At 61.7% G+C, this 18,563-nt stretch carries 22 protein-coding genes and 2 riboswitches; of the genes, 12 read left to right on the top strand and 10 right to left on the bottom strand.

Translation table 11 applies throughout. From position 1 onward, the window contains the following. Positions 1-14: 14 nt before the first annotated feature. The 7 genes from FHS92_RS02785 to FHS92_RS02755 all read right to left on the bottom strand — a co-directional run bounded on the left by FHS92_RS02785 (position 15) and on the right by FHS92_RS02755 (position 4,796). On the bottom strand, positions 15-1,370 hold the full coding sequence (locus tag FHS92_RS02785) for a TraB/VirB10 family protein (protein ID WP_184077304.1): 1,356 nt from the start codon (positions 1,368-1,370) through the stop codon (positions 15-17). Continuing rightward, positions 1,367-2,152: a type-F conjugative transfer system secretin TraK gene (locus tag FHS92_RS02780; protein ID WP_184077302.1), complete on the bottom strand. Its 786-nt coding sequence runs from the start codon at positions 2,150-2,152 to the stop codon at positions 1,367-1,369. Before FHS92_RS02780 ends, FHS92_RS02785 begins: the two co-directional genes overlap by 4 nt. After that, entirely contained in the window at positions 2,136-2,774 is a 639-nt protein-coding gene (locus FHS92_RS02775; protein ID WP_184077300.1) for a TraE/TraK family type IV conjugative transfer system protein, read from the bottom strand. The genes FHS92_RS02780 and FHS92_RS02775 overlap by 17 nt, the downstream gene beginning before the upstream one ends. A gap of 8 nt (positions 2,775-2,782) precedes the next feature. Continuing rightward, positions 2,783-3,049: a type IV conjugative transfer system protein TraL gene (locus tag FHS92_RS02770; protein ID WP_184077298.1), complete on the bottom strand. Its 267-nt coding sequence runs from the start codon at positions 3,047-3,049 to the stop codon at positions 2,783-2,785. A 132-nt stretch (positions 3,050-3,181) separates the two neighbouring features. After that, entirely contained in the window at positions 3,182-3,496 is a 315-nt protein-coding gene (locus FHS92_RS02765) for a hypothetical protein (protein WP_184077296.1), read from the bottom strand. Positions 3,497-3,703: 207 nt separating this feature from the next. After that, a complete protein-coding gene (locus FHS92_RS02760; protein WP_184077294.1) occupies positions 3,704-4,522 on the bottom strand; it encodes a DsbC family protein in 819 nt (272 codons plus the stop codon). After that, on the bottom strand, positions 4,506-4,796 hold the full coding sequence (locus FHS92_RS02755; protein WP_221230862.1) for a hypothetical protein: 291 nt from the start codon (positions 4,794-4,796) through the stop codon (positions 4,506-4,508). Before FHS92_RS02755 ends, FHS92_RS02760 begins: the two co-directional genes overlap by 17 nt. Positions 4,797-5,094: 298 nt before the next feature. Between FHS92_RS02755 and FHS92_RS02750 the strand changes: the two genes are divergently transcribed. The 3 genes from FHS92_RS02750 to FHS92_RS02740 all read left to right on the top strand — a co-directional run bounded on the left by FHS92_RS02750 (position 5,095) and on the right by FHS92_RS02740 (position 6,619). Beyond that, the gene (locus FHS92_RS02750; protein ID WP_184077290.1) at positions 5,095-5,526 is read left to right on the top strand and encodes a hypothetical protein; all 432 of its coding nucleotides are present in this window, start codon (positions 5,095-5,097) and stop codon (positions 5,524-5,526) included. 142 nt (positions 5,527-5,668) lie between these two features. After that, positions 5,669-6,052, top strand: a complete 384-nt coding sequence (locus FHS92_RS02745) for a helix-turn-helix domain-containing protein (protein ID WP_184077288.1) — start codon at positions 5,669-5,671, stop codon at positions 6,050-6,052. A gap of 225 nt (positions 6,053-6,277) precedes the next feature. Then, positions 6,278-6,619 carry a hypothetical protein gene (locus FHS92_RS02740; RefSeq protein ID WP_184077286.1) on the top strand — a complete coding sequence of 114 codons (342 nt, stop codon included), beginning with the start codon at positions 6,278-6,280 and terminating at the stop codon, positions 6,617-6,619. A gap of 62 nt (positions 6,620-6,681) precedes the next feature. Here the strand turns inward: FHS92_RS02740 and FHS92_RS02735 are convergent, their stop codons facing one another. The 3 genes from FHS92_RS02735 to FHS92_RS02725 form a co-directional block, all read right to left on the bottom strand. Continuing rightward, positions 6,682-7,974, bottom strand: a complete 1,293-nt coding sequence (locus tag FHS92_RS02735; protein ID WP_184077284.1) for a cobyrinic acid a,c-diamide synthase CobB — start codon at positions 7,972-7,974, stop codon at positions 6,682-6,684. Beyond that, positions 7,971-8,573: a cob(I)yrinic acid a,c-diamide adenosyltransferase gene (gene cobO / locus FHS92_RS02730; protein ID WP_184077282.1), complete on the bottom strand. Its 603-nt coding sequence runs from the start codon at positions 8,571-8,573 to the stop codon at positions 7,971-7,973. Before cobO ends, FHS92_RS02735 begins: the two co-directional genes overlap by 4 nt. Next, entirely contained in the window at positions 8,570-9,340 is a 771-nt protein-coding gene (locus FHS92_RS02725; protein WP_184077280.1) for a hypothetical protein, read from the bottom strand. The genes cobO and FHS92_RS02725 overlap by 4 nt, the downstream gene beginning before the upstream one ends. Then, positions 9,326-9,522: riboswitch (cobalamin riboswitch) on the bottom strand. Its footprint overlaps the gene before it by 15 nt. Before the next feature lie 58 nt (positions 9,523-9,580). Next, a riboswitch (cobalamin riboswitch) is annotated at positions 9,581-9,770 on the top strand. Between the two features lie 171 nt (positions 9,771-9,941). On the opposite strand from FHS92_RS02725, the gene FHS92_RS02720 reads away from it, so the two are divergent. The 9 genes from FHS92_RS02720 to cobU are packed head-to-tail and all read left to right on the top strand — an operon-like array spanning position 9,942 to position 18,431. Continuing rightward, entirely contained in the window at positions 9,942-11,873 is a 1,932-nt protein-coding gene (locus tag FHS92_RS02720) for a TonB-dependent receptor plug domain-containing protein (RefSeq protein WP_184077278.1), read from the top strand. After that, positions 11,873-12,280 (top strand): DUF1636 domain-containing protein, encoded by a 408-nt coding sequence (locus FHS92_RS02715; RefSeq protein ID WP_184077276.1) that lies wholly within the window; start codon positions 11,873-11,875, stop codon positions 12,278-12,280. The genes FHS92_RS02720 and FHS92_RS02715 overlap by 1 nt, the downstream gene beginning before the upstream one ends. After that, positions 12,277-13,293 carry a nicotinate-nucleotide--dimethylbenzimidazole phosphoribosyltransferase gene (gene cobT, locus FHS92_RS02710; RefSeq protein ID WP_184077274.1) on the top strand — a complete coding sequence of 339 codons (1,017 nt, stop codon included), beginning with the start codon at positions 12,277-12,279 and terminating at the stop codon, positions 13,291-13,293. The genes FHS92_RS02715 and cobT overlap by 4 nt, the downstream gene beginning before the upstream one ends. Beyond that, complete coding sequence (locus FHS92_RS02705; protein ID WP_184077272.1) at positions 13,290-13,856, top strand: histidine phosphatase family protein; 567 nt, start codon at positions 13,290-13,292, stop codon at positions 13,854-13,856. The genes cobT and FHS92_RS02705 overlap by 4 nt, the downstream gene beginning before the upstream one ends. Continuing rightward, entirely contained in the window at positions 13,853-14,563 is a 711-nt protein-coding gene (gene cobS, locus FHS92_RS02700; protein ID WP_184077270.1) for an adenosylcobinamide-GDP ribazoletransferase, read from the top strand. Before FHS92_RS02705 ends, cobS begins: the two co-directional genes overlap by 4 nt. Further along, the gene (cobD, locus tag FHS92_RS02695) at positions 14,560-15,546 is read left to right on the top strand and encodes a threonine-phosphate decarboxylase CobD (protein WP_184077268.1); all 987 of its coding nucleotides are present in this window, start codon (positions 14,560-14,562) and stop codon (positions 15,544-15,546) included. Before cobS ends, cobD begins: the two co-directional genes overlap by 4 nt. Continuing rightward, a complete protein-coding gene (gene cbiB / locus FHS92_RS02690) occupies positions 15,539-16,474 on the top strand; it encodes an adenosylcobinamide-phosphate synthase CbiB (protein WP_184077266.1) in 936 nt (311 codons plus the stop codon). Before cobD ends, cbiB begins: the two co-directional genes overlap by 8 nt. Next, positions 16,462-17,922, top strand: a complete 1,461-nt coding sequence (locus tag FHS92_RS02685; RefSeq protein WP_184077264.1) for a cobyric acid synthase — start codon at positions 16,462-16,464, stop codon at positions 17,920-17,922. Before cbiB ends, FHS92_RS02685 begins: the two co-directional genes overlap by 13 nt. Next, positions 17,919-18,431, top strand: coding sequence for a bifunctional adenosylcobinamide kinase/adenosylcobinamide-phosphate guanylyltransferase (cobU, locus tag FHS92_RS02680; RefSeq protein ID WP_184077262.1), 513 nt, complete (start codon positions 17,919-17,921; stop codon positions 18,429-18,431). The genes FHS92_RS02685 and cobU overlap by 4 nt, the downstream gene beginning before the upstream one ends. Positions 18,432-18,563 lie beyond the last annotated feature (132 nt).

Here is an 18,563-nt window from a genome sequence, read left to right as displayed (position 1 = left end):
GTAGGAATAGCACATCAGAATTTGCTCCCGGTGCTGGGCTTGATCTCGAGGGTGACGCCCTCCTGGATGACCACGACCACTTCCTTGGCGGCGCCGACCTCGACGATCGGGCCGGCCTGGCGGGCAAGGTCGAGGTAGAAGTCGGTCAGCTTGTCGGAGGATTTGGACAGGCCGCCCGCGATCCCGGTCTTCGCCGCATCGCCCGCATTGAGCGTGCGCACGGTGCCCAATGCCGAGGTCGAGGTCTCGCCGAAGGTGTTTTCGACCGACTGGCTGATGCCGCTGATCGTGCCGGCAATGAAGCTGCGGGCAAGCGCCGCGCCGGCGCGCGTCACCACCTTGCCTGACAGGCCCTTCTTGCCATCGGCATCGACGAAGAAGCCCTTGATACTTTGGTCCACCACTGAATGTTCGTCGAAATCGACGCAGGACAGGCTCACCAACTGGATCTCGACCCGCTCCTTGGCGAGGCTGCCGGTCGCGTTGCCGATAACGAAGCACCCTGAAAGGTTCGCCTTGACGTCATTGGGAAGCACGGCGGGCGCCTGAACGCGCGCGATCACCGGTTCCGGGTTCGATGTCGCGTCCCGGCTCGCCAGCGCGTCGACGCCCGTCAGCAGCCGCGCCTTCATGAAACCAGGCGGCAAATAGATCGTCCGCAACTTTTTTTTCGAGTCTGAGCCAGCGGTGTCCGCATCCTTCGGAATGACTGGACTGGTCGCGGCGCCGATCGAGCCCACTACTTTTTCTACGGGCGGGGCAGGAGGCGTAGCGGGAGCAGCCGGTGGCACTGGCGGCGCGGGCAGCGCCGCGTCCCCACCATCCACGCCGCCTGGGGCAGGCGGATAGGCGGGCGCAGAGCCGGGGAGCGCGGGCGGTAGCGCCCCACCGTCGCCGCCCATGTCCTCACCCGCAGCGGGCGCGCCATGTGGGACAACTTTGCCCTCTTCAATAGCGGTCACCCGTTCGCCGAGCAGTTGCTGGCCATCGAGAATCTTCTGGAAGTCGCCGCGCAGCTTTACTTCAAGGCTGTCGCCGCGCAGGCCAGCCCCCATGTCGAGCTTGGAAGCGGCAGGAGCGGCCGTATCGGGGGCGTCGCTGCTGGAGCTGGCGCTATAGAGGCCATAACCGAGAACCCCAACGGCTCCGGCCAGCGCCGCCTGCTTGACCCGCAATTTGGCGGTAGAACCCAGCGCATCCCAGCGGGTTTTCCAGTCGAGAAGAGCGGGGCCGCGCTCTCGGCCGTTTTCATGTTCGCCCTCGGCTGTGGCCTGCGCGGCCAGATGCGCCTGATAGGGAGTCCCGGTGCCGGTCGTATCGACACTGGCAAGTGGACGGCCCTCGGGTATGGACTTGTCGTCGGCGCTCATCGCCCCTCTCCCCGACGAATGACGATGAGGCGGGCGGTTTCTCCGGCCTTCAATGAGAGGCGATCAAGCGAGACGGCGAACACATTTGCTCCGAGCCTGCGATCAAGGAACACCCGCTCATCGAAGCTGATGTTGGTGCTGGCATTCACGAGATACTCCGATGCGGAGAGCCCGGCGCCCTCGATCTCGACGCGGCGGCGTTCCCTCAATGTTGCGGTGGGAAGTGCGGCGAGCATGACAGTGCCGCTGCGCGGGGCGACTTCGGAAAAGCTCGCCGGCACCCGGTCCTGCAACAGTGCGAGGGTAATCGAGACCGCGCGGTCCTCCTCGACCAGCGGCCCCATGAGATCAGCGTTGGCCTTCGCCCGCTGGCTGGCGCCGGGCGCCAATGTCACTGTCTGCGCCGGAATATCCGAAGGTTCGGCATAGAGCGGGTAGATCGCGCCATTGCACGCAATGAAAAATTCCGAAGGGGTGGTGACGAAGCTGCGCGTCACTTGCCCGGTGTCCTCGGTCTCCTTGACCAAAAACTTGATCCAGGCGTCTGAGCCGCCTTTCTCGACTGCGATCGCCTTCTCGGCCGAGAACTTGACGTCCTCAATCTCGCCGCCCTCGCAGATCACATGGTTGATGTCGCGGTTGGAGAGGCGAATATTGCTCGTCTGGTCGGGCAGGGCGATGACCGCCTGCGCCATGGCAGGGGCGGCCTGCAACATAATGGCCGAGATCATCAGCACTGCCGATTTTGCGCGCAAGGCGGACCGTTTACCGGAGTTCGGCATCGAAATTTTCCTCGGAAAGTTGGGTGAGCCAAAAACGGCCATTGTCGATCGCGTAGCCGATATGGAGATTGCCACGGAACTTGCGGATCACTCCGCCGATGACGCGGACCTTCTCGACCGGCACGATGATGTCGCTCTTGTCCCAGGTGACGGGTTGATCGGGCCGGATATAGGTTGCGATCGACAGGGTCGGATTTTCGCTGAGTTCATCGAGAATGCCGTTCAGGCAGTCGCGCAGCGCGTTGTAGGCGCTGGGATGGGCCAGGCTCAGAAGTTCCTGGAACTGCTTGTCGGCGGAATAGGCCGAATAAGTGCCCGCAAGGCTGACGATGTTGCGCGTCATCGTGCGCAAATAGCCGGCAGAGGGCGCGTTGCCGGTGACGTAGAGATCGCCCGACGCTCCGAACGGCACGATCACCGTGCGCTGGTTCTGGTTCGAAGTGTAGATCAGCGTGCCCAGCACCGCGCTCACGCCGAACAGTCCGGCAATCGCGAATTTCAGGAGTCGGTTCTCCTCGAACAGGTTCGCCGAGCCCTGCAGATAGCGGTGCAGGCCATAGCTCGCCGGTTTGCCTATCAGCGGATCAGTGGCCGGTTTCTTGCGGAAGGGGAGGAAGGGCATGGGTATCCTCACTCGTAAAAGCGGGTCTGGGTCGGACCCGGATAATGACGGAAGCGGACCAGTCCCCACCGCCAGCTGAGGTGCGAGAGGAACCCCCGCGGCTTGGCGCGCTTCCAGGGAATGAAAAGGAGAAGGGCAAGGATCAGCATCCAGCCGACCAGTCCGCCGACGATGACCGCGACGAAGATGGTCGACATCACCAGGATGAACTCGTCCGAACCAAACCAGAGGATCTGGACCGGGCCGTGCAGATACTGGGGCAGGCGTTCGTCCATTGCCCTTCTCCTCCTGCTTCATGACACCCGTCGTCGGGGTCATTTTCCGAAGGCCGACCATCGGCCTCCAGCTCGTGTCGGGGCGCTATTGACTGTCGGTTCACGCCGGAACCGCCAAGCGCCCCGCGTAATTCAGATCACCATGCCGAAAGTCTGCAGGATCGAATCCGACTTGATCAGCGCGACAGCGGCAACGATGGTCGGGATGCCGACCATGATGTTGGAAAACAGGCGGCTGACGCCAAACAGGAAGGCCGCGACGCCGCCGACAAAACCGAGCGGGCCCTTGACGCCCTTGTTCACGACGATGTCGTATATGTCGTAGCCAAGATCGCCGGCGGCGGGCGCGGTGAAGGCATGGGCGCCGCCGCTCATCAGAGCGAACAGCGCTAAAGGGACACCGATATTGGCGATGCCCACGGCTCGACTGCCGATTTTCCGGATCATATGCTTAACTCCTTGAATTGGGAGCCACCCGAGGTGCTGCCTGCCGGCATCGATTGGGATCGCTGTCGGCCGACGCTCGCGGTGGGCGGCTCCAGGGAAGCGCCGCGAGAGCCGGCATTCCGGTCCACCTGCGTCTGGTCAATGGAGCCGAGAAACAGGTGTCCGCCATGTGGGGTGGGAAGGGGACCGGCAGGCCAGCACCCGGAGTCAGTCCGACGCATTGGAAGCCTCCTTCCGGATTTCCTTGCCAGTCTTGCTCTCGAGGAAAGCCTCGAGTTCGGCCTGCTGGAATCCGGAGATAAGCTTGCCGTCGGCGATTAGCGTCGGGGTGCCAGTGATACCGAGCTCGCGCACGGTCTTGGCATGCGCCTTCACCTTGGCCGCACCCACCGCGCATTTTGCGAGATCCTTCGGTGCTTCGCCCGTATAGATTGCGCGGAATGCGGCGGCTTGATCCTGCGAGCACAGGATATGCTCGGCTTTGGCGGCAGCGTCAGGGTGGATGCCGCTCACGAAATATACAAGCCGTCGCACCAGCTTGCCCTCGGCAGCCTTGGCGACCCAGAATTTTTCGAGCGCCCGGCAATAGGGGCAGTCAGGATCGGTGAACTCGATGATGCTCGGCGCATCAGAAGGGCCGATTACCAGCGCCTGGGCCGGATCGATGGCCTGCAGCCGTTTGCGAGTACTCGCCTCCTGGGTGAGTGCCGTCACATTGACCCCGTTCTTGTCATAAACGGTCGCGAACAAAATGTGTTCGCTCGTCGGCGCATAATAGAGGATGCGCCCGCCTGCGATCGCCTGGTAGATCGGTCCTTTCACTGGTGCCGGTCCAAACTCCTCGAATTGTAGGTTCGTGAAGCTCTGATGGAGCTGGCGCTGGGCAATTTCGGCCGCTTCACCAAGCAGCTTCGCATCCGCCGTGCCATCGTTCGTCGGATCGGCAAGCGCGGCGCTGCCGCTCATGAGCAGCGCAAGCGCGCAGGCTGCGGTACGCAGCGTTGTAAACCTAGCGGGTCTCGCCATCGGGGATTTCCTTCGTGCTGGAGGAGAGAAGAAGGCGCGGGTCGAGCCGAACGCTGTCCCCTAACGGGATGTTGGGGAGCGATATCTGCATGCTCTGTGATGCGCGCACGATCGCGCCGTGGATAACAAAGCCGCCATCGCCTTCGGCAACGACGAGATGCGGCTGCGGCGCTGGTGTCTGCGAGACGGGCAGCCGGTGCCGGGCCGGATGGGCCTGGGCATAGCCGACGCCGAGCGCGACGAGCATGAACGGAAAGATCGGGAGGCTGAGCATGAAAACGGCAAGGCTCCATTGTTCCGTGCAGCCGCCCTCGCGCCTGCCGGTTGTTGACATGTCAGTGTTGGCAGGGAGCTTCGATGGGTCGGATCGCGCCTGCCGTCACCAGGTGGTGAAATGTGCCATCCTGATGGAACAGCGCTTGGTTCCGCGCAATCGCCCGGGCGCTAGCTACCCTCTTTCGGACGCAAATAGTGGGTTCCGGCACAGCAATGCCGATTTTTAAGTCTTCCGTGCTAAGTTACAGGGAGGAAAGCGGGGGAGTGTCAGCAAGCGGACATTCATGAGGCCGGATATGACCCACAGATCATCGCGAACATATAAGCTGCTCCTGTCAGAAAAGGGCGTCGATTTCTTTCTCTCAAGCCATTGTCGGCTCGCCCATCTTGTCCAGGACTTCATCCCTTATGGAATGACGCTTCATGTTGCCATGCTCCTGCTCCGGCAGGCCGAACTCTCCGACCTCATTGCAGATCTCACCGAGCGCGAGTGCGGGAGCTTTGCAGGCGGAATTACCCATTATGTCGGCACTTCCCATGCGGTGAGCGAGCTGACGAACGTCATTCTCGATCGACTGGAATGTTCGGGCGAACTTTCCACCGCCCCTCCGGTACGGATGCTTTATATACTGGCACTGCTTGCCCTGCGCGATGCCAGCGATCAGGACATACTTGCGGCGGTAAGGCAGGTCGCACATTCGGATATGCCGGTAACGCAGGCGACTTAGCCCAAAGACAGGGCAGGGCAGGAGCATGCGATCTTCCCAAAATGGGAACGATAGGTAATTGCCCTGCGGTGTATATGACACCAAAGAGATCAGGTCGGATTGTGCGCGGAAGCTTTGGCCAACTCTCAGGAGGGGTTCACGCATGTCGCATCAAAGCACCGATCCCGCATTTGACGCCATTCTTGCGGAAATCAAATATATCTCTGGCCGGCGCATCGAAGAGCATCGCAAGCGTCTGCATCTGACCCAGGAGCGTCTTGCCGCCCGCGTCGGTATTGGCGCCCGCTGGCTGCGCGAAATCGAGGGCGGTAATCCCAGGTCCCGGCTCGACGATCATATCCGCTGCGCCCATGGTCTCGGGCTTACCTGCGGGTTCATCCTTATTCCGATGATGTTCCAGGAGCATGGGGTGACATTCCCCCGGCCGTTGTTGTTCGGCGATCTGGCCGATCTTGAGCGGCGCTGCATCGCGTTTATTGCCGATCACAGCCTTGATGCGCTCGCGCGCCAGATGCGGGCGACGTGATGGCGGGGCAGTGCAGTGGGTCTGACGTCATATGGATTATGTGTTCTTGAAAATAGAAGCAATATTCCGTAGCTCGTCGACGCTTGGGTGCCGTATCCCGACATGCGCTATTGTTAAGCGATCGTGGTAAACACGCATGCATACGACAACGGGTGCAATTTCTATTTCTGACCAAGGCGCAATAGCAGGTGCGGGCGTTAGACAGTAGTAAGAAAGGTCAGCGGAATGATCCAGTCCATTGTCTCACTCATGGCAATAATTACGCTTGCGGAAATGTCGCGGCGTGCAAATTGGCGGTATCGCCACGAAGTCAGATTGCCAATGCAGTGGCTTCTTGATGGCACGGTGACCAGAACGGCCTCGCGCCGCTTTGCACTGGCTTTTATACCCATATTGTTATCTGGCATCCTCACCGCAACGGTTGTCATGTCGATGGTTCTCACCCCAAGATCCGGCCAAGAAGGTTTTGTTATCCCCGTGATCGCCTTGATGGCGCTCCTGTTTGTCGGGATACATGCCTTCTACTTGCGACTGATCGCCAAATCGCTTGGAGGTTGGGGAAAGTGATCTGTAAGTCTACAAGATTACACAAAAAGCACTCACAGCCGTTTGCCCGTATCCCCAAGAGATCATGGCTTCAGTATCGCAGCCACTGCAGCAGGGTTCGACGGAAAGTAGAAATGGACATAGCTTGCCGTAAGGCTGCCCGAACGGTAGATCGCCTCGCCATGACCTCCATTGGGATTGGTCGCGACGGCGTGGGGCGATGCTGTTGTCTCCAGTAGCGAATAATGGAATGTGTGTCCGCGCAGCGTCCCTTGTGGAAACGCCACTTCCTGCAAACCCAGTGCCGTGAGGCGGGGCTGCATGGTGGCGCGGCCCTCCATTATGCCGGCCATGGGCATTGCTTTGTCGCGCCCGTCATCCAGTTTTTCGAGGCAGTAGAGCATCCCCCCACATTCCGCGAGGATGGGTTTGCCTGCGTTATGATGTCGACGGATAGCACTGATCATTCCGGTATTGGACGACAAGGTTTCCAAATGCAGTTCGGGGTATCCGCCGGGCAACCACAGGGCATCACATTCCGGCAGCTCCACATACGTGAGCGGTGAAAAGAAGGAAATGTGCGCGCCCATGGCCTGCAGCAGGTCAAGATTGGCGGGGTAGATGAATGCGAATGCCGCATCACGGGCGATGGAGATGCGATGGCCATCGAGCAAACGGGGGACAGGTGCATCATTCGGCGCGGGAAAAGTCACCGGGGCGGGTAGCCACAGGGCACTGTCTGGCAGCAGGCTCGCGGCTCGTTCGATGCGCTGTTCGAGATCGCTGATTTCGCCCGCCTGCACGATGCCGAGATGCCGCTCGGGAAGAGCGATGCCCGCATCGCGTGGCAGGGCACCCAGCCATTGGATGCTGCTCCTAAGGCTATCCTTCAACATAGCGGCATGGCGATCACCCGCCACGCGATTGGCCAGCACGGCCTTCACCGCGATATCGTCGCGGTAGGTTTCCAGCCCCAATGTCAGCGCGCCGAAGCTCCCTGCCATCGCCGATGCGTCGATCACGGCCATCACCGGCAGACCGAAGCGCGCGGCCAAGTCGGCAGCGGAAGGATCGCCATCGAAAAGCCCCATGACGCCTTCGACAAGGATCAGGTCAGCCTCCTGCGCTGCTTGATGCAGCAACGCGCGGCAGTTTTCCTCACCACACATGAACAGATCGAGCTGATAGACCGCCGCGCCGTTCGCCTGCTCCAATATCATCGGATCGAGGAAATCCGGCCCGCATTTGAATACACGCACCCGCCGCCCGGCATTGCGATGGCGGCGGGCGAGCGCGGCTGTGATCAGTGTTTTGCCTTGCCCGGAGGCGGGAGCGGAAACCAGCAGCGCCGGACAATGGACGCTGTCAACGTTCACCGATCAATTCCCTCCTGCGCGCGCACCCCGGCGCGGAAGGCATGCTTCACGTCGCGAATGGCGCTCACCGTATCGGCGGCCTCGATCAGGTCATCATGCGCCGCGCGGCCAGTGATGACGACATGCTGCATCGCCGGGCGGGCGAGGATCGCGGGCATAATCTCGCCTAGTTCAAGGTAGCGATAGGTAACGAGATAGGTCAGCTCATCAAGCACGATCAGGCTGATTGAAGGATCGGCCAGCGCCACCTTCGCCTGCTCCCAGCCTGCACGGGCGGCAGCGATGTCGCGTTCCCGATCCTGCGTTTCCCAGGTGAACCCCTCGCCGCATTTTTCCCAGATCACATCGGGATGGCGGGAGAAGAAGGCGCGCTCACCCACGTTCTCCGCGCCCTTGATGAACTGGAATACGGCCGCCTTGCGGCCATAGCCCAATGTCCGCGCCACCATGCCAAAGGCGCTGGAGGACTTGCCCTTGCCATTGCCCGTCAGCACCAGCAGCAGACCCTTGTCCTCCTGCGCGGCGGCGATCTTTGCATCGACTACTGCCTTGTGCCTTTGCGCGCGCTCCTTGTGGCGAGCGTTTTCAACATCGCTCATTTGCGATGCGTTGCGTTCTGGCCTGAAGTCATTAGTACGGTTACCGCATGACAGGCTGCGGCAACACCAGCCCAGATCAGGGTCGAGATCAGAGTGCCGGGGAAATATCGCCCGATACGCGGCAGGAACTCCGCCAACGTGGGTTCGGCAAAGCGCCCACCCAGCCAGTAGAACCCACCGCTTGAAAGCAATTCTGAAGCGAACGTTGCGCCGCACAGGACGGCTCCGATAACCGGCAACGCGCCCAGCGACGCACCAAAGCGACGTGACGCAAAACGGCCGGCAATCCACATGACGCCATAAGCAGGAGCAAGCATCCAGTAGGCGGGCGTAAAGCAGAAATCCGACCCGCCCATCACGTTGATGACCACCAGATCAATCCCCAGCCCAAGCGCGAATAGCGCGGGCATGGCAAGGCGCGAGCGGATATAAAATCCGGCGACGAAGAAGCTCGCCAGACTGGTGTCGGGCAGGTGGATAATCTGGCTCAGTGAATGGGAGCGGGTGATGAGCATCACCAGCGCGAGGGCAGTAAAAACGGCAATATCAAACGACTTGAAACGGGCCATGACGGACTCTCCAGCAAAAGGGGACAGAGGAAGCAGCCGGGCGTAAACCCCGGACAGGATGATCAGTTTCTGGTGGTCATCACGGCTTCCCTTCAAACGTACACACAAGTGTCGCTCGCCAAAGGGATCGTCCCCCCGCAAGGGAGGCTGGCCCTCATTCACCCGGTACATCCCGCCCGCGCGAAGGAACGACGGCATCGGGCCGGTTTCCTGACTTCCGGTTCAATGCGCTTTCTGCCGCCTTCTCAGGGGAAACCCCAATGGCATAGTGGCAGAACGCTCACCGGATACAGTTGCGGGAGCAGTGCCAATGGCAGCCTTGCGGCTGCTGCGGACTTCCCGATTAAGCCCTAGCGGGCACCCGTTGCCCCCTCTCGATATGCCAGCGCGAAGAACAACGCAAGCGCTCAGGGCTTGCATAATGCTGCAACGCACACTATCCAGCGCGCTGCGACAGGTTCCCCGAAAGGGGATTCAAAGGGAACGGAGTTCGAGACTTCGGCTGCCCCTGCAACTGTAAGCGGAGAGCCATCGGCCATATGCCATTGGGACGCATAAAGTCCTGAGAAGGCGGCCGAAATGGTGCTGACCCGTGAGCCAGGAGACCTGCCTGACGCAGTCGTTCTTCGTCCGGACAGGGTGTGCCGGGTGAACGAGGATGTTCCTCGCGCAACGACAGCATTGCCCCGCCGGCCTGGCCGCGCGGCATGTGTCTCGTCGTGCGCTGTTGGCATGCGTCGGGCGTGTGTTCGTGTTGTCCGGCTGACGGGGTGGACCGTCAGACCAAAGGGGACACACTATGCCCAATATCTATAGCTCGATTTCCACGATTTCTCTGTTTCTCGCTTTCTCTCCCGCCATCGCCCATGCCGACGAGGCGGGCAGCGACAGCAAGACCATCATTGTTACCGCACTGCGCACACCGGTGGAGCAGGACCGGGTGTCCTCCAGCGTCACCGTGCTGGATCAGGCGGCGATTGAGCGCGAGCAGCCGATCGCCGTGTCGGACATCTTGCTGCGCACCCCCGGCATCAGCCTCACCCGCAACGGCGGCTATGGCACCGCCACCAGCCTGCGCATTCGCGGCGCGGATTCGGGGCAGAGCGTGTTGGTGATCGATGGGATGCGCCTTGCCGATCCCTCGACCACCGACGGCGGCTATAATTTCGCCAACTTGCTGGCGGACGATATCGCGCGGATCGAGATATTGCGCGGGCCGCAGTCGATCCTGTGGGGCAGCAATGCGATTGGCGGGGTCATCAACGTCCAGACGGTGCGCCCGGAAAAGCCGCTGGAGGGGCGCTTCGCATTCGAAGCAGGATCGCGGCGGACGGTGAACGCGCGCGCCGGTATCGGCGGCAAGAGCGAGGTGCTGGACTGGAGCATCGCTGGATCAAACTTCATCACCGACGGCATTTCGGCGCGTTCCAACGGCACCGAGCGGGATGGATATCGCCGTACATCCGCCAGCGGCAATGCCACGCTGCGCCTGTCTCCCACCGTTTCGGTCGACGTGCGCGGTTATTGGTCGGATGCGCGCAATGACTTTGATGGCTTCTCCGGCGATGCTCCGGTCTATGGCCTGACACGCGAATGGACGCTCTATGCGGGGCTGAACGCTGCGCTGCTTGATGGCCGCTTCAAAAATCGGTTGGCGATATTGGAAGGCCGCACCGATCGCGAGAATTACGATCCCACACGCACTGTCCGGCCACTGAACTTCGACGCCAATGGCCGCTCGCACCGTTATGAATATCAGGGCATTTTCACGCTCTCGCCTGCCGCCGAGTTGGTATTCGGCGCGGAGCGCGAGGAGCAGCGGATGACGAATGGTTCGCCCGCGAACAATTCGCTCCCCTATGTGCTCACGCCCTCGCGTGCAGACATCGACAGTATCTATGGCGAAGCGCGTATTACGCCGATTACCGGGGTGACGCTCAATGGCGGTGTGCGGCATGACCATCACTCACGCTTTGGCGGCAATACCGTATTCAGCGCGGGCGCAGCATGGGCGTTGAACGATGGTGCGACCGTGCTGCGTGCCAGCTATGACGAAGGCTTCAAGGCGCCCTCGCTCTATCAGCTCTTCAGCCAATATGGGGACGCCAGCCTGCGGCCGGAAAAGGCGCGAGGCTGGGAAGCGGGGGCGGAGCAGGCATTATTTGGCAAACATGTGCAGATTTCGGCGGTCTGGTTCGAGCGCGATACCGACAATCTCATCGATTTTGCTTTCTGCCCGACCAGCGGCACCCTCCCGGCGCAATGCTATATTCCTGGTACGACGACGACCCGCTTCGGCTATTACGCCAATGTGAAGCAGGCCCATGCCCGTGGGCTGGAACTGGCTGGAAGCGCGCATCTGGGCGGCGCCTATCTGGAAGGCAATTACAGCATCGTCATGGCCGAAGACCGCACAACAGGCAGCAACTTCGGCAAGCAACTGGCCCGCGTCCCGCGCCACCTCGCCAATGCTGAATTGGGTTATGAATTTCCCTTCGGCCTGACCGCCAGCGTCGCGGCACGCTATTCGGGGCACACTCTGGACCGGATAGGTGGCTCGACAGTTCTGGATGATTACTGGCTGACCGATCTGCGCGCGCAATGGCAAGTTATGAAGGGCTTGACCATAACTGGGCGCGTCGAGAATCTGTTCGATCAAAGCCATGAAACCGCCAGCGGCTATGGCAGCCTTGGTCGCAGCGTCTATCTCGGCCTGCGGAGCCACTTCTGATGTTGCGCGCCGTCGATGCGGGTCCGTCAGTCGTCGTGTGCAACACCTGCCGTTTATCGGCGGATCGCCGTGAGAATCCTGATGGTCAGCGCGGCGGCGCGCTCCTCGCCGAAGCAATGCGGGCAGTGCAGGCGGGATCTCCCGATCTTGCGGGCATATCGATACAGGAAATGCCCTGCCTGTTCGCATGTCAGCGGCATTGCACTGTGCATATCCGCGCGCCGGGTCGCATGGGTTATGTGCTTGGAGATTTTGTACCCGATGCCGCGTCTGCCGAGGCGATCCTCGACTATGCCCGGCTTTACGCGGAGAGCGAAGAGGGCGTGGTGCGCTATGCCGACTGGCCGGAAGGGGTGAAGGGACGTTTCATCGCGCGCACTCCGCCGGAAGGATATGTCGCGTCATGAGCCTGCTTGCCACACGCGCGGCTTTTGATACTGCGCTCTCCAACCTGCCGCCCCCTGATCTTGCTTCCATCGAGCGCGCTTCGGTCAGGCAGGCCGAACTGACCAAGCCCGCCGGATCATTGGGGCGGCTGGAAGAGATCGCCCTGTTCATGGCGGGCTGGCAAGGCCGTGAACGGCCCCGTGCAGACCGCATCCACGCAGCAGTCTTCGCGGGTAATCACGGTGTCGCCGCGCAAGGCGTGAGCGCCTTCCCTTCGGAAGTCACGGCACAGATGGTCGCCAACTTCCGGCAGGGCGGAGCGGCGATCAATGCGCTCGCCCTCGCCTGTGGGGCTGATCTGGAGGTTGTGGCGCTTAATCTTGACCGTCCCACGGCGGACATAACTCAAGCACCCGCGATGACCGAGGCCGAGTGTCTGGCGGCGCTCAATGCCGGGGCGGAAGTGGTTCGCGATGGGATCGACCTGTTGTTCGTGGGCGAAATGGGCATTGCCAACACCACGCCTGCTGCGGCGCTTTGCGCGCAGGCTTTTGGCGGAGAGGCCGCAGCGTGGGTCGGGCGCGGCAGTGGGATCGACGATGCGGCCATCATTCGCAAGATCGGTGCCGTTGACCGAGCACTGGAGCTGCATGGCCCGCATTGCGGTAGTCCGTTCGAAACGCTGCGGCGGCTCGGCGGGCGCGAAATCGCGGCGATGGCTGGCGCGATTCTTGCCGCGCGGATGCGGCGTGTTCCGGTGCTGCTCGATGGGTTTATATGCTGCGCTTCCATTGCCCCGCTGGCTGCGGTCGCTCCGACGATAACCCAGCATTGCATCGCGGCGCATTGTTCAGCCGAAGCAGCGCATGGGCAGGTGCTGGAGCGTCTTGGGCTGGAGCCGCTGCTGCGCCTTGGTATGCGGCTGGGCGAAGGAAGCGGCGCGGCGGTAGCGGCGCAGATCGTCCGTTCTGCCCTCGCTGCGCATAATGAAATGGCGACCTTTGCCGAAGCAGCCGTGGCCGGGGCGTTGTGAACGGCTTCACGCTCCATTTGATGCGCCATGGCGCACCAGTCCAAACAGGATTGATGCTCGGTCATAAAGATATGCCGTCCAGCGATGCGGGCTGCACCGTTTGTTTCGAGCGCGGCTGCAGCCTTGCGGTGGAAACTATCCTCTGCTCCGATCTTCAGCGCGCCCGCCGCCCTGCCGAGATGATCGCCGCGTGGCAAGATCTGCCGGTGCGTAGTGATCCACGTTGGCGCGAGCTGGACTTCGGCGATTGGGACGGCGCTGATCCGGCGGACTTGGACGCTGCCCAACTTGCTGCCTTCTGGGAAGATCCGCAAGACCATCCGCCACCGGGGGGCGAGTGCTGGTCTTCTCTGGTAGAGCGCGTCGAAGCGGCCCTGGCGGAGGTTTCGGTCTCCGCGCTGATAGTCACGCATGGCGGCGCGATCCGCGCGGCGCTGTGCTGCTTGCTTGGCCTGGATTATCGTCAGAGCTGGGCGTTTGACGTGCCTTACACAGCGTTGGTCAGCGTGCGTGTCTGGCCAGGGGAACCGCGCCGCGCGCAACTGACTGGGCTGATCATATGAAGCGGCTGGCGCTTGCCCTGCAATTCATGACGCGGCTGCCACTGCCAGTCGTGGATGCCAGCGATGAGGATTTTGCCGGGATCATGCGCTGGCTTCCGGCGGCGGGCCTCGTGGTGGGCGTGGTCGTGGCTGGGGCCGCATGGGTAGGCGGGCATAGTGATATCTGGGTAGGCGCCTTGTGCGCCCTTGTTGCCTGGGTCGCGATCACGGGCGCGCTCCACCTCGATGGGCTGGGTGACATTGCCGATGCGTCAGGCGCGGCCCATAAAGACCGCGACACGCTTTCCGCAGTGCTCGCCGATCCGCATATCGGTAGTTTCGGGGTTGTAGCGATTACGGTTCAATTGCTCGCCAAGCTGGTGCTCCTGCATGCGGTGCTGGACCGTACTTCGTTGTGGGTCCTGGTGCTGGTTCCGGCCGTGGCGCGGATCGGCCCGCTGGTCTGGACGCTCACCTTGCCGCCGCTGCATGAAGGGCTGGGTAGCCGCTTTCGCCATGGCACAAAATGGTGGCAGATCGCACTTTGGGCTGGATTGCTGGCCCCGATAGTGTCCTTTGCGCCCGCTCTTAGCGCAGGAATAGGGGCAATTCTGCTGTGGGGCTGGTGGCTGCGCACCCGCCTTGGCGGCATTTCCGGTGATGGCCACGGGGCGGGGATCGAACTGATCGAAACCGCGTTGCTGTGCGCATTGGCGATTTCTGTATGACCTCTATCTTCACCCGGCATGGCGGCGGTCTGGCGCAGGCTCGCGCGATGTTCGGGGAAGGTGGCCGGCCTTGGCTGGACCTGTCCACCGGGATCAATCCCGTTGCATGGCCGGGTGTGGATGGCCTCTCGCCCGACTGGCAATCCTTACCAGACCCGGCGCACCTCGCGGAACTGGAAGCCACCGCTGCCGCTCATTTCGGTGTTGTGCCAGAACTGTGCTGCGCTGTACCGGGGAGCGAGCTTGCACTGCGTCTTTTGGGAAAACTGCTAGATATTCCAGGCGCGTATCTCTCGCCCTGCTATCGCACCCACAGTTCTGCGTTTGCCGGCGGCAGAGCGCTTGCGACATTTGACGTGCCCCCAGATGAACCTTTGGCCCTGCTGCTCGCCAATCCCAACAATCCTGATGGCCGGATCATCGCGCCGGAACAATTGATGGAGTGGCATGCGATGCTCGTCGGCAAACAAGGCTGGCTTGTGGTAGACGAAGCCTTTGCCGATGCGACGCCCGCGAACAGCATCGCACAGCATGTGAACGCAGCAAGACACCTTATCGTGCTGCGTTCGTTCGGCAAATTCTTCGGCCTCGCGGGGGTCCGTCTGGGTTTTGTCCTTGCGCCCCCTGCCATCATTGAAGCCTTGCGTGGCCTTCTGGGAGAGTGGCCCCTATCGGCCGCAGCGCTGGCCATCGGGATAGCGGCTTATAATGACAAAGGCTGGATCGTCGAAACGCGCGAGGCGTTGCCGCGACGTGCCGGGCGTCTCGATGCGCTGTTACGAGAATCCGGCCTTCAGCCTATGGGGGGCTGTCCGCATTTTCGCCTGATTGAATGCGAGAATGCCGACGCCATGTTCGTGAATCTTGCGCAGAAGGGCATTTTGACGCGCCCGTTCGATTATAACCCGCGCTGGTTGCGGCTGGGCGTTCCAGCACGCGAGGCTGATGTCGTCCGCCTGATTGGAGCGCTTTGCGATGGGTGAGCCGGTCGCGCTTGCCGCTCTTGCCCTGGATGCGGCGGTTGGGTGGCCGACATGGCTATATGTGCGGATCGGTCACCCTGTCAGTCTATTCGCCTGGATCATTAAAGCATGCGAGCGGCGCTGGAATGATCAGCATTACAGCGATGCGAGGCAGCGGTTCATGGGTGTGCTGACCCTCGTGCTTCTGCTGGGTGTCGGTGGTGGCGCAGGCTGGTTGATCCAGCATGCTATTGTCGCGATCATGGGCACATGGAGCTGGCCGCTGCTTGCGCTTGCGGCGTGGCCCGCACTTGCCCAGCGCAGTCTGTATGAGCATGTCGTCCGCGTGTTTCATGCCCTGCGTGCGGATGACATCGTTGCTGCACGAAAGGCTGCCGCGATGATTGTCGGGCGCGATACCGATACGCTGGACCTGGACGGTGTGGCGCGTGCTGCGGTGGAAAGCCTTGCCGAAAGCTTCTGCGACGGTGTCGCCGCGCCGCTGTTCTGGTTACTCCTGCTGGGGTTGCCGGGTGTCTGGGTCTACAAGGCGATCAACACAGCGGACAGCATGATCGGCCATATCGAGTCGCCCTATCGCCATTTTGGTTGGGCGGCGGCTCGCACGGACGATCTCGCCAATCTGCTCCCGGCGCGCCTTTCGGCAATCCTGCTGTGCATCGCGGGTAGACGGGGCTGGCATATTCTCTGGCGCGATCATGACAGGCACGCCTCGCCCAATGCAGGCTGGCCTGAAGCGGCCATGGCGGGGGCGCTGGGCGTGCGCCTCGGCGGGCCGGTCAGCTATGACGGCACTCTGGCTGACAAGCCTTGGATCGGTGACGGTCCTTCGGCAGACAGTGCTGCGTTGGAGCGGGCACTGAAGATATATATTCGTGCCTGCGCGTTGCTGTGGATCGTTGTATCGGGGGTAACATGGCTGCGTTGATGCTACAGGGAACGGGGTCGGACGTGGGCAAATCGGTGCTGGTTGCCGGGTTGTGCCGCGCGCTTGCCAATCGCGGAATCACGGTCCTGCCGTTCAAGCCGCAGAACATGTCGAACAACGCCGCCGTCACGACCGATGGCGGCGAGATCGGCCGGGCGCAGGCGCTGCAGGCACTCGCCGCGCGAGCCGAACTGCATACGGATATGAACCCGGTGCTGTTGAAGCCGCAGGCCGACCATACGTCGCAACTCATCGTGCAGGGCAAGGTGCGCGGCACGCTGGGATCAGGCAATTTCCGCGAGGGGCGTCGTAGCCTGCTGCCTGAAGTGTTGGAGAGCTATCAGCGCCTCCGGGCACGGTGCGACATCGTGGTGGTGGAGGGGGCAGGATCGCCTGCCGAGATTAATCTGCGCGGTGGCGACATCGCCAATATGGGCTTTGCGCGCGCCGCGGATGTGCCGGTAGTACTGGTCGGCGATATCGACCGGGGCGGCGTGATCGCGGCGGTGGTGGGGACACGCGCTGTCCTCGATCCTGAGGACGCCGACATGATACGCGGCTTTATCATCAACAAGTTTCGCGGCGATCCGGCGTTGTTCAAGGATGGCTATGCCGCGATTGAAGAGCGGTCGCTCTGGCGCGGCTATGGCCTCGTGCCATGGCTTTCGGCGGCGGCACGCCTTCCCAGCGAGGATGCGGTGGTGCTGGAAAAGGGACGTCATATCCCGGCAGGCCGCACGCTGATTGCCTGCCCGATCCTGCCGCGCATCGCCAATTTTGATGATCTCGACCCGCTCAAACTCGAACCCGATGTCGAGTTGGTCATGATCCCGCCCGGTACACCCATTCCGGCCGAAGCGGCGCTGATCATTCTGCCCGGTTCCAAGGCGACGCTGGCCGATATGGCCGCGATCCGCGCGCAAGGCTGGGACATCGACATCCTCGCGCATCATCGGCGCGGTGGAGCAATATTGGGCATTTGCGGCGGCTATCAGATGCTGGGCAAGCGGATCGCCGATCCGTTGGGCATCGAAGGCCCGCCCGGTGAGAGTGCAGGCCTCGGCCTGCTGGACATTGAAACCGAACTCAGCGGCGATAAGGCCTTGCGGCAGGTGGAGGGACAAGCCTTGGACGAGCAGTTCGGGGGCTATGAGATGCACATGGGCCGCACATATGGCCCGGCAACGCAGAATCCGTTTGCGCATTTTGCGGATGGGCGCTGCGACGGTGCGGTTAGTGCGGATGGCTCAATTATGGGCACTTATTGCCACGGCCTGTTTGCATCTACGGACCTGCGGCGCGCCCTACTGGAGAAAATGGGCGCACAGAGCCAGGGGCATGATCACGTAGCTTCGGTTGACGCGGCACTCGATGACATCGCCGAGGCGCTTGAACGGCATCTCGATATCGACGGGCTGATCGCACTTGCGCGTGGAGGAAGGCCATGAAATCGCTTCTCGTTCTTGGTGGGGCCCGGTCGGGCAAAAGCCGGTACGCACAGGCTAGATCAGAGGAAATCCCTGGCAAACTCGCCTATGTCGCCACCGCCCAGGCGCTCGATGAAGAAATGGCCGACCGTATCGCGCGCCATCGCGCCGATCGTAACGCCCTCTGGCACACGATTGAAGCGCCCTTCGATCTGGCTGATGCCATCTCCTCTGCCGCGCAAGAAGCGGATGCTATATTGGTCGATTGCCTCACATTGTGGTTGTCTAATCTGATCCTCGCCGGGGCTGATATCGAAGTGGCAGGCGACATTCTGTGCCAGACGGTTGCCACTTGCGGTGTTCCCATCGCGCTCGTCTCCAACGAGGTTGGGCTAGGAATCGTGCCCGACAACGCGCTCGCACGGACGTTTCGCGATGCGGCAGGCCGACTGAACCAGAAACTTGCCGGTGAGATTGCTGAGGTGGTGCTGGTCACTGCCGGACTGCCGCTTCGGATCAAGCCGGGATGATTTTATCCTGACAATTATGTTGCAGGCGAACCTCTATCCTCATCCAACACCGCAATCACGGTATCTACCACGTCCAGATAACTTTGCCACATGGGCCTGCCCTCGAAGGGTATATTCTCCGGATGGCCATCC

It is taken from the genome of Sphingobium subterraneum (assembly GCF_014199435.1).
Lineage (GTDB): Bacteria > Pseudomonadota > Alphaproteobacteria > Sphingomonadales > Sphingomonadaceae > Sphingobium > Sphingobium subterraneum.
Note: the sequence above shows the minus strand (reverse complement) of the source record. Positions and strands in the feature narration are given on the sequence as shown.

Coding starts and splice junctions, on each gene's coding strand:
- FHS92_RS02685 (WP_184077264.1), top strand. CDS start 16,462: ATGGCTGCGTTGATGCTACAGGGAACGGGGTCGGACGTGGGCAAATCG.
- FHS92_RS02750 (WP_184077290.1), top strand. CDS start 5,095: ATGACCCACAGATCATCGCGAACATATAAGCTGCTCCTGTCAGAAAAG.
- FHS92_RS02765 (WP_184077296.1), bottom strand. CDS start 3,496: ATGATCCGGAAAATCGGCAGTCGAGCCGTGGGCATCGCCAATATCGGT.
- FHS92_RS02745 (WP_184077288.1), top strand. CDS start 5,669: ATGTCGCATCAAAGCACCGATCCCGCATTTGACGCCATTCTTGCGGAA.
- FHS92_RS02720 (WP_184077278.1), top strand. CDS start 9,942: ATGCCCAATATCTATAGCTCGATTTCCACGATTTCTCTGTTTCTCGCT.
- cobU (WP_184077262.1), top strand. CDS start 17,919: ATGAAATCGCTTCTCGTTCTTGGTGGGGCCCGGTCGGGCAAAAGCCGG.
- FHS92_RS02715 (WP_184077276.1), top strand. CDS start 11,873: ATGTTGCGCGCCGTCGATGCGGGTCCGTCAGTCGTCGTGTGCAACACC.
- cobO (WP_184077282.1), bottom strand. CDS start 8,573: ATGAGCGATGTTGAAAACGCTCGCCACAAGGAGCGCGCGCAAAGGCAC.
- cobD (WP_184077268.1), top strand. CDS start 14,560: ATGACCTCTATCTTCACCCGGCATGGCGGCGGTCTGGCGCAGGCTCGC.
- FHS92_RS02775 (WP_184077300.1), bottom strand. CDS start 2,774: ATGCCCTTCCTCCCCTTCCGCAAGAAACCGGCCACTGATCCGCTGATA.
- cobT (WP_184077274.1), top strand. CDS start 12,277: ATGAGCCTGCTTGCCACACGCGCGGCTTTTGATACTGCGCTCTCCAAC.
- FHS92_RS02725 (WP_184077280.1), bottom strand. CDS start 9,340: ATGCCGTCGTTCCTTCGCGCGGGCGGGATGTACCGGGTGAATGAGGGC.
- FHS92_RS02760 (WP_184077294.1), bottom strand. CDS start 4,522: ATGGCGAGACCCGCTAGGTTTACAACGCTGCGTACCGCAGCCTGCGCG.
- FHS92_RS02740 (WP_184077286.1), top strand. CDS start 6,278: ATGATCCAGTCCATTGTCTCACTCATGGCAATAATTACGCTTGCGGAA.
- FHS92_RS02755 (WP_221230862.1), bottom strand. CDS start 4,796: ATGCTCAGCCTCCCGATCTTTCCGTTCATGCTCGTCGCGCTCGGCGTC.
- FHS92_RS02780 (WP_184077302.1), bottom strand. CDS start 2,152: ATGCCGAACTCCGGTAAACGGTCCGCCTTGCGCGCAAAATCGGCAGTG.
- cobS (WP_184077270.1), top strand. CDS start 13,853: ATGAAGCGGCTGGCGCTTGCCCTGCAATTCATGACGCGGCTGCCACTG.
- cbiB (WP_184077266.1), top strand. CDS start 15,539: ATGGGTGAGCCGGTCGCGCTTGCCGCTCTTGCCCTGGATGCGGCGGTT.
- FHS92_RS02785 (WP_184077304.1), bottom strand. CDS start 1,370: ATGAGCGCCGACGACAAGTCCATACCCGAGGGCCGTCCACTTGCCAGT.
- FHS92_RS02770 (WP_184077298.1), bottom strand. CDS start 3,049: ATGGACGAACGCCTGCCCCAGTATCTGCACGGCCCGGTCCAGATCCTC.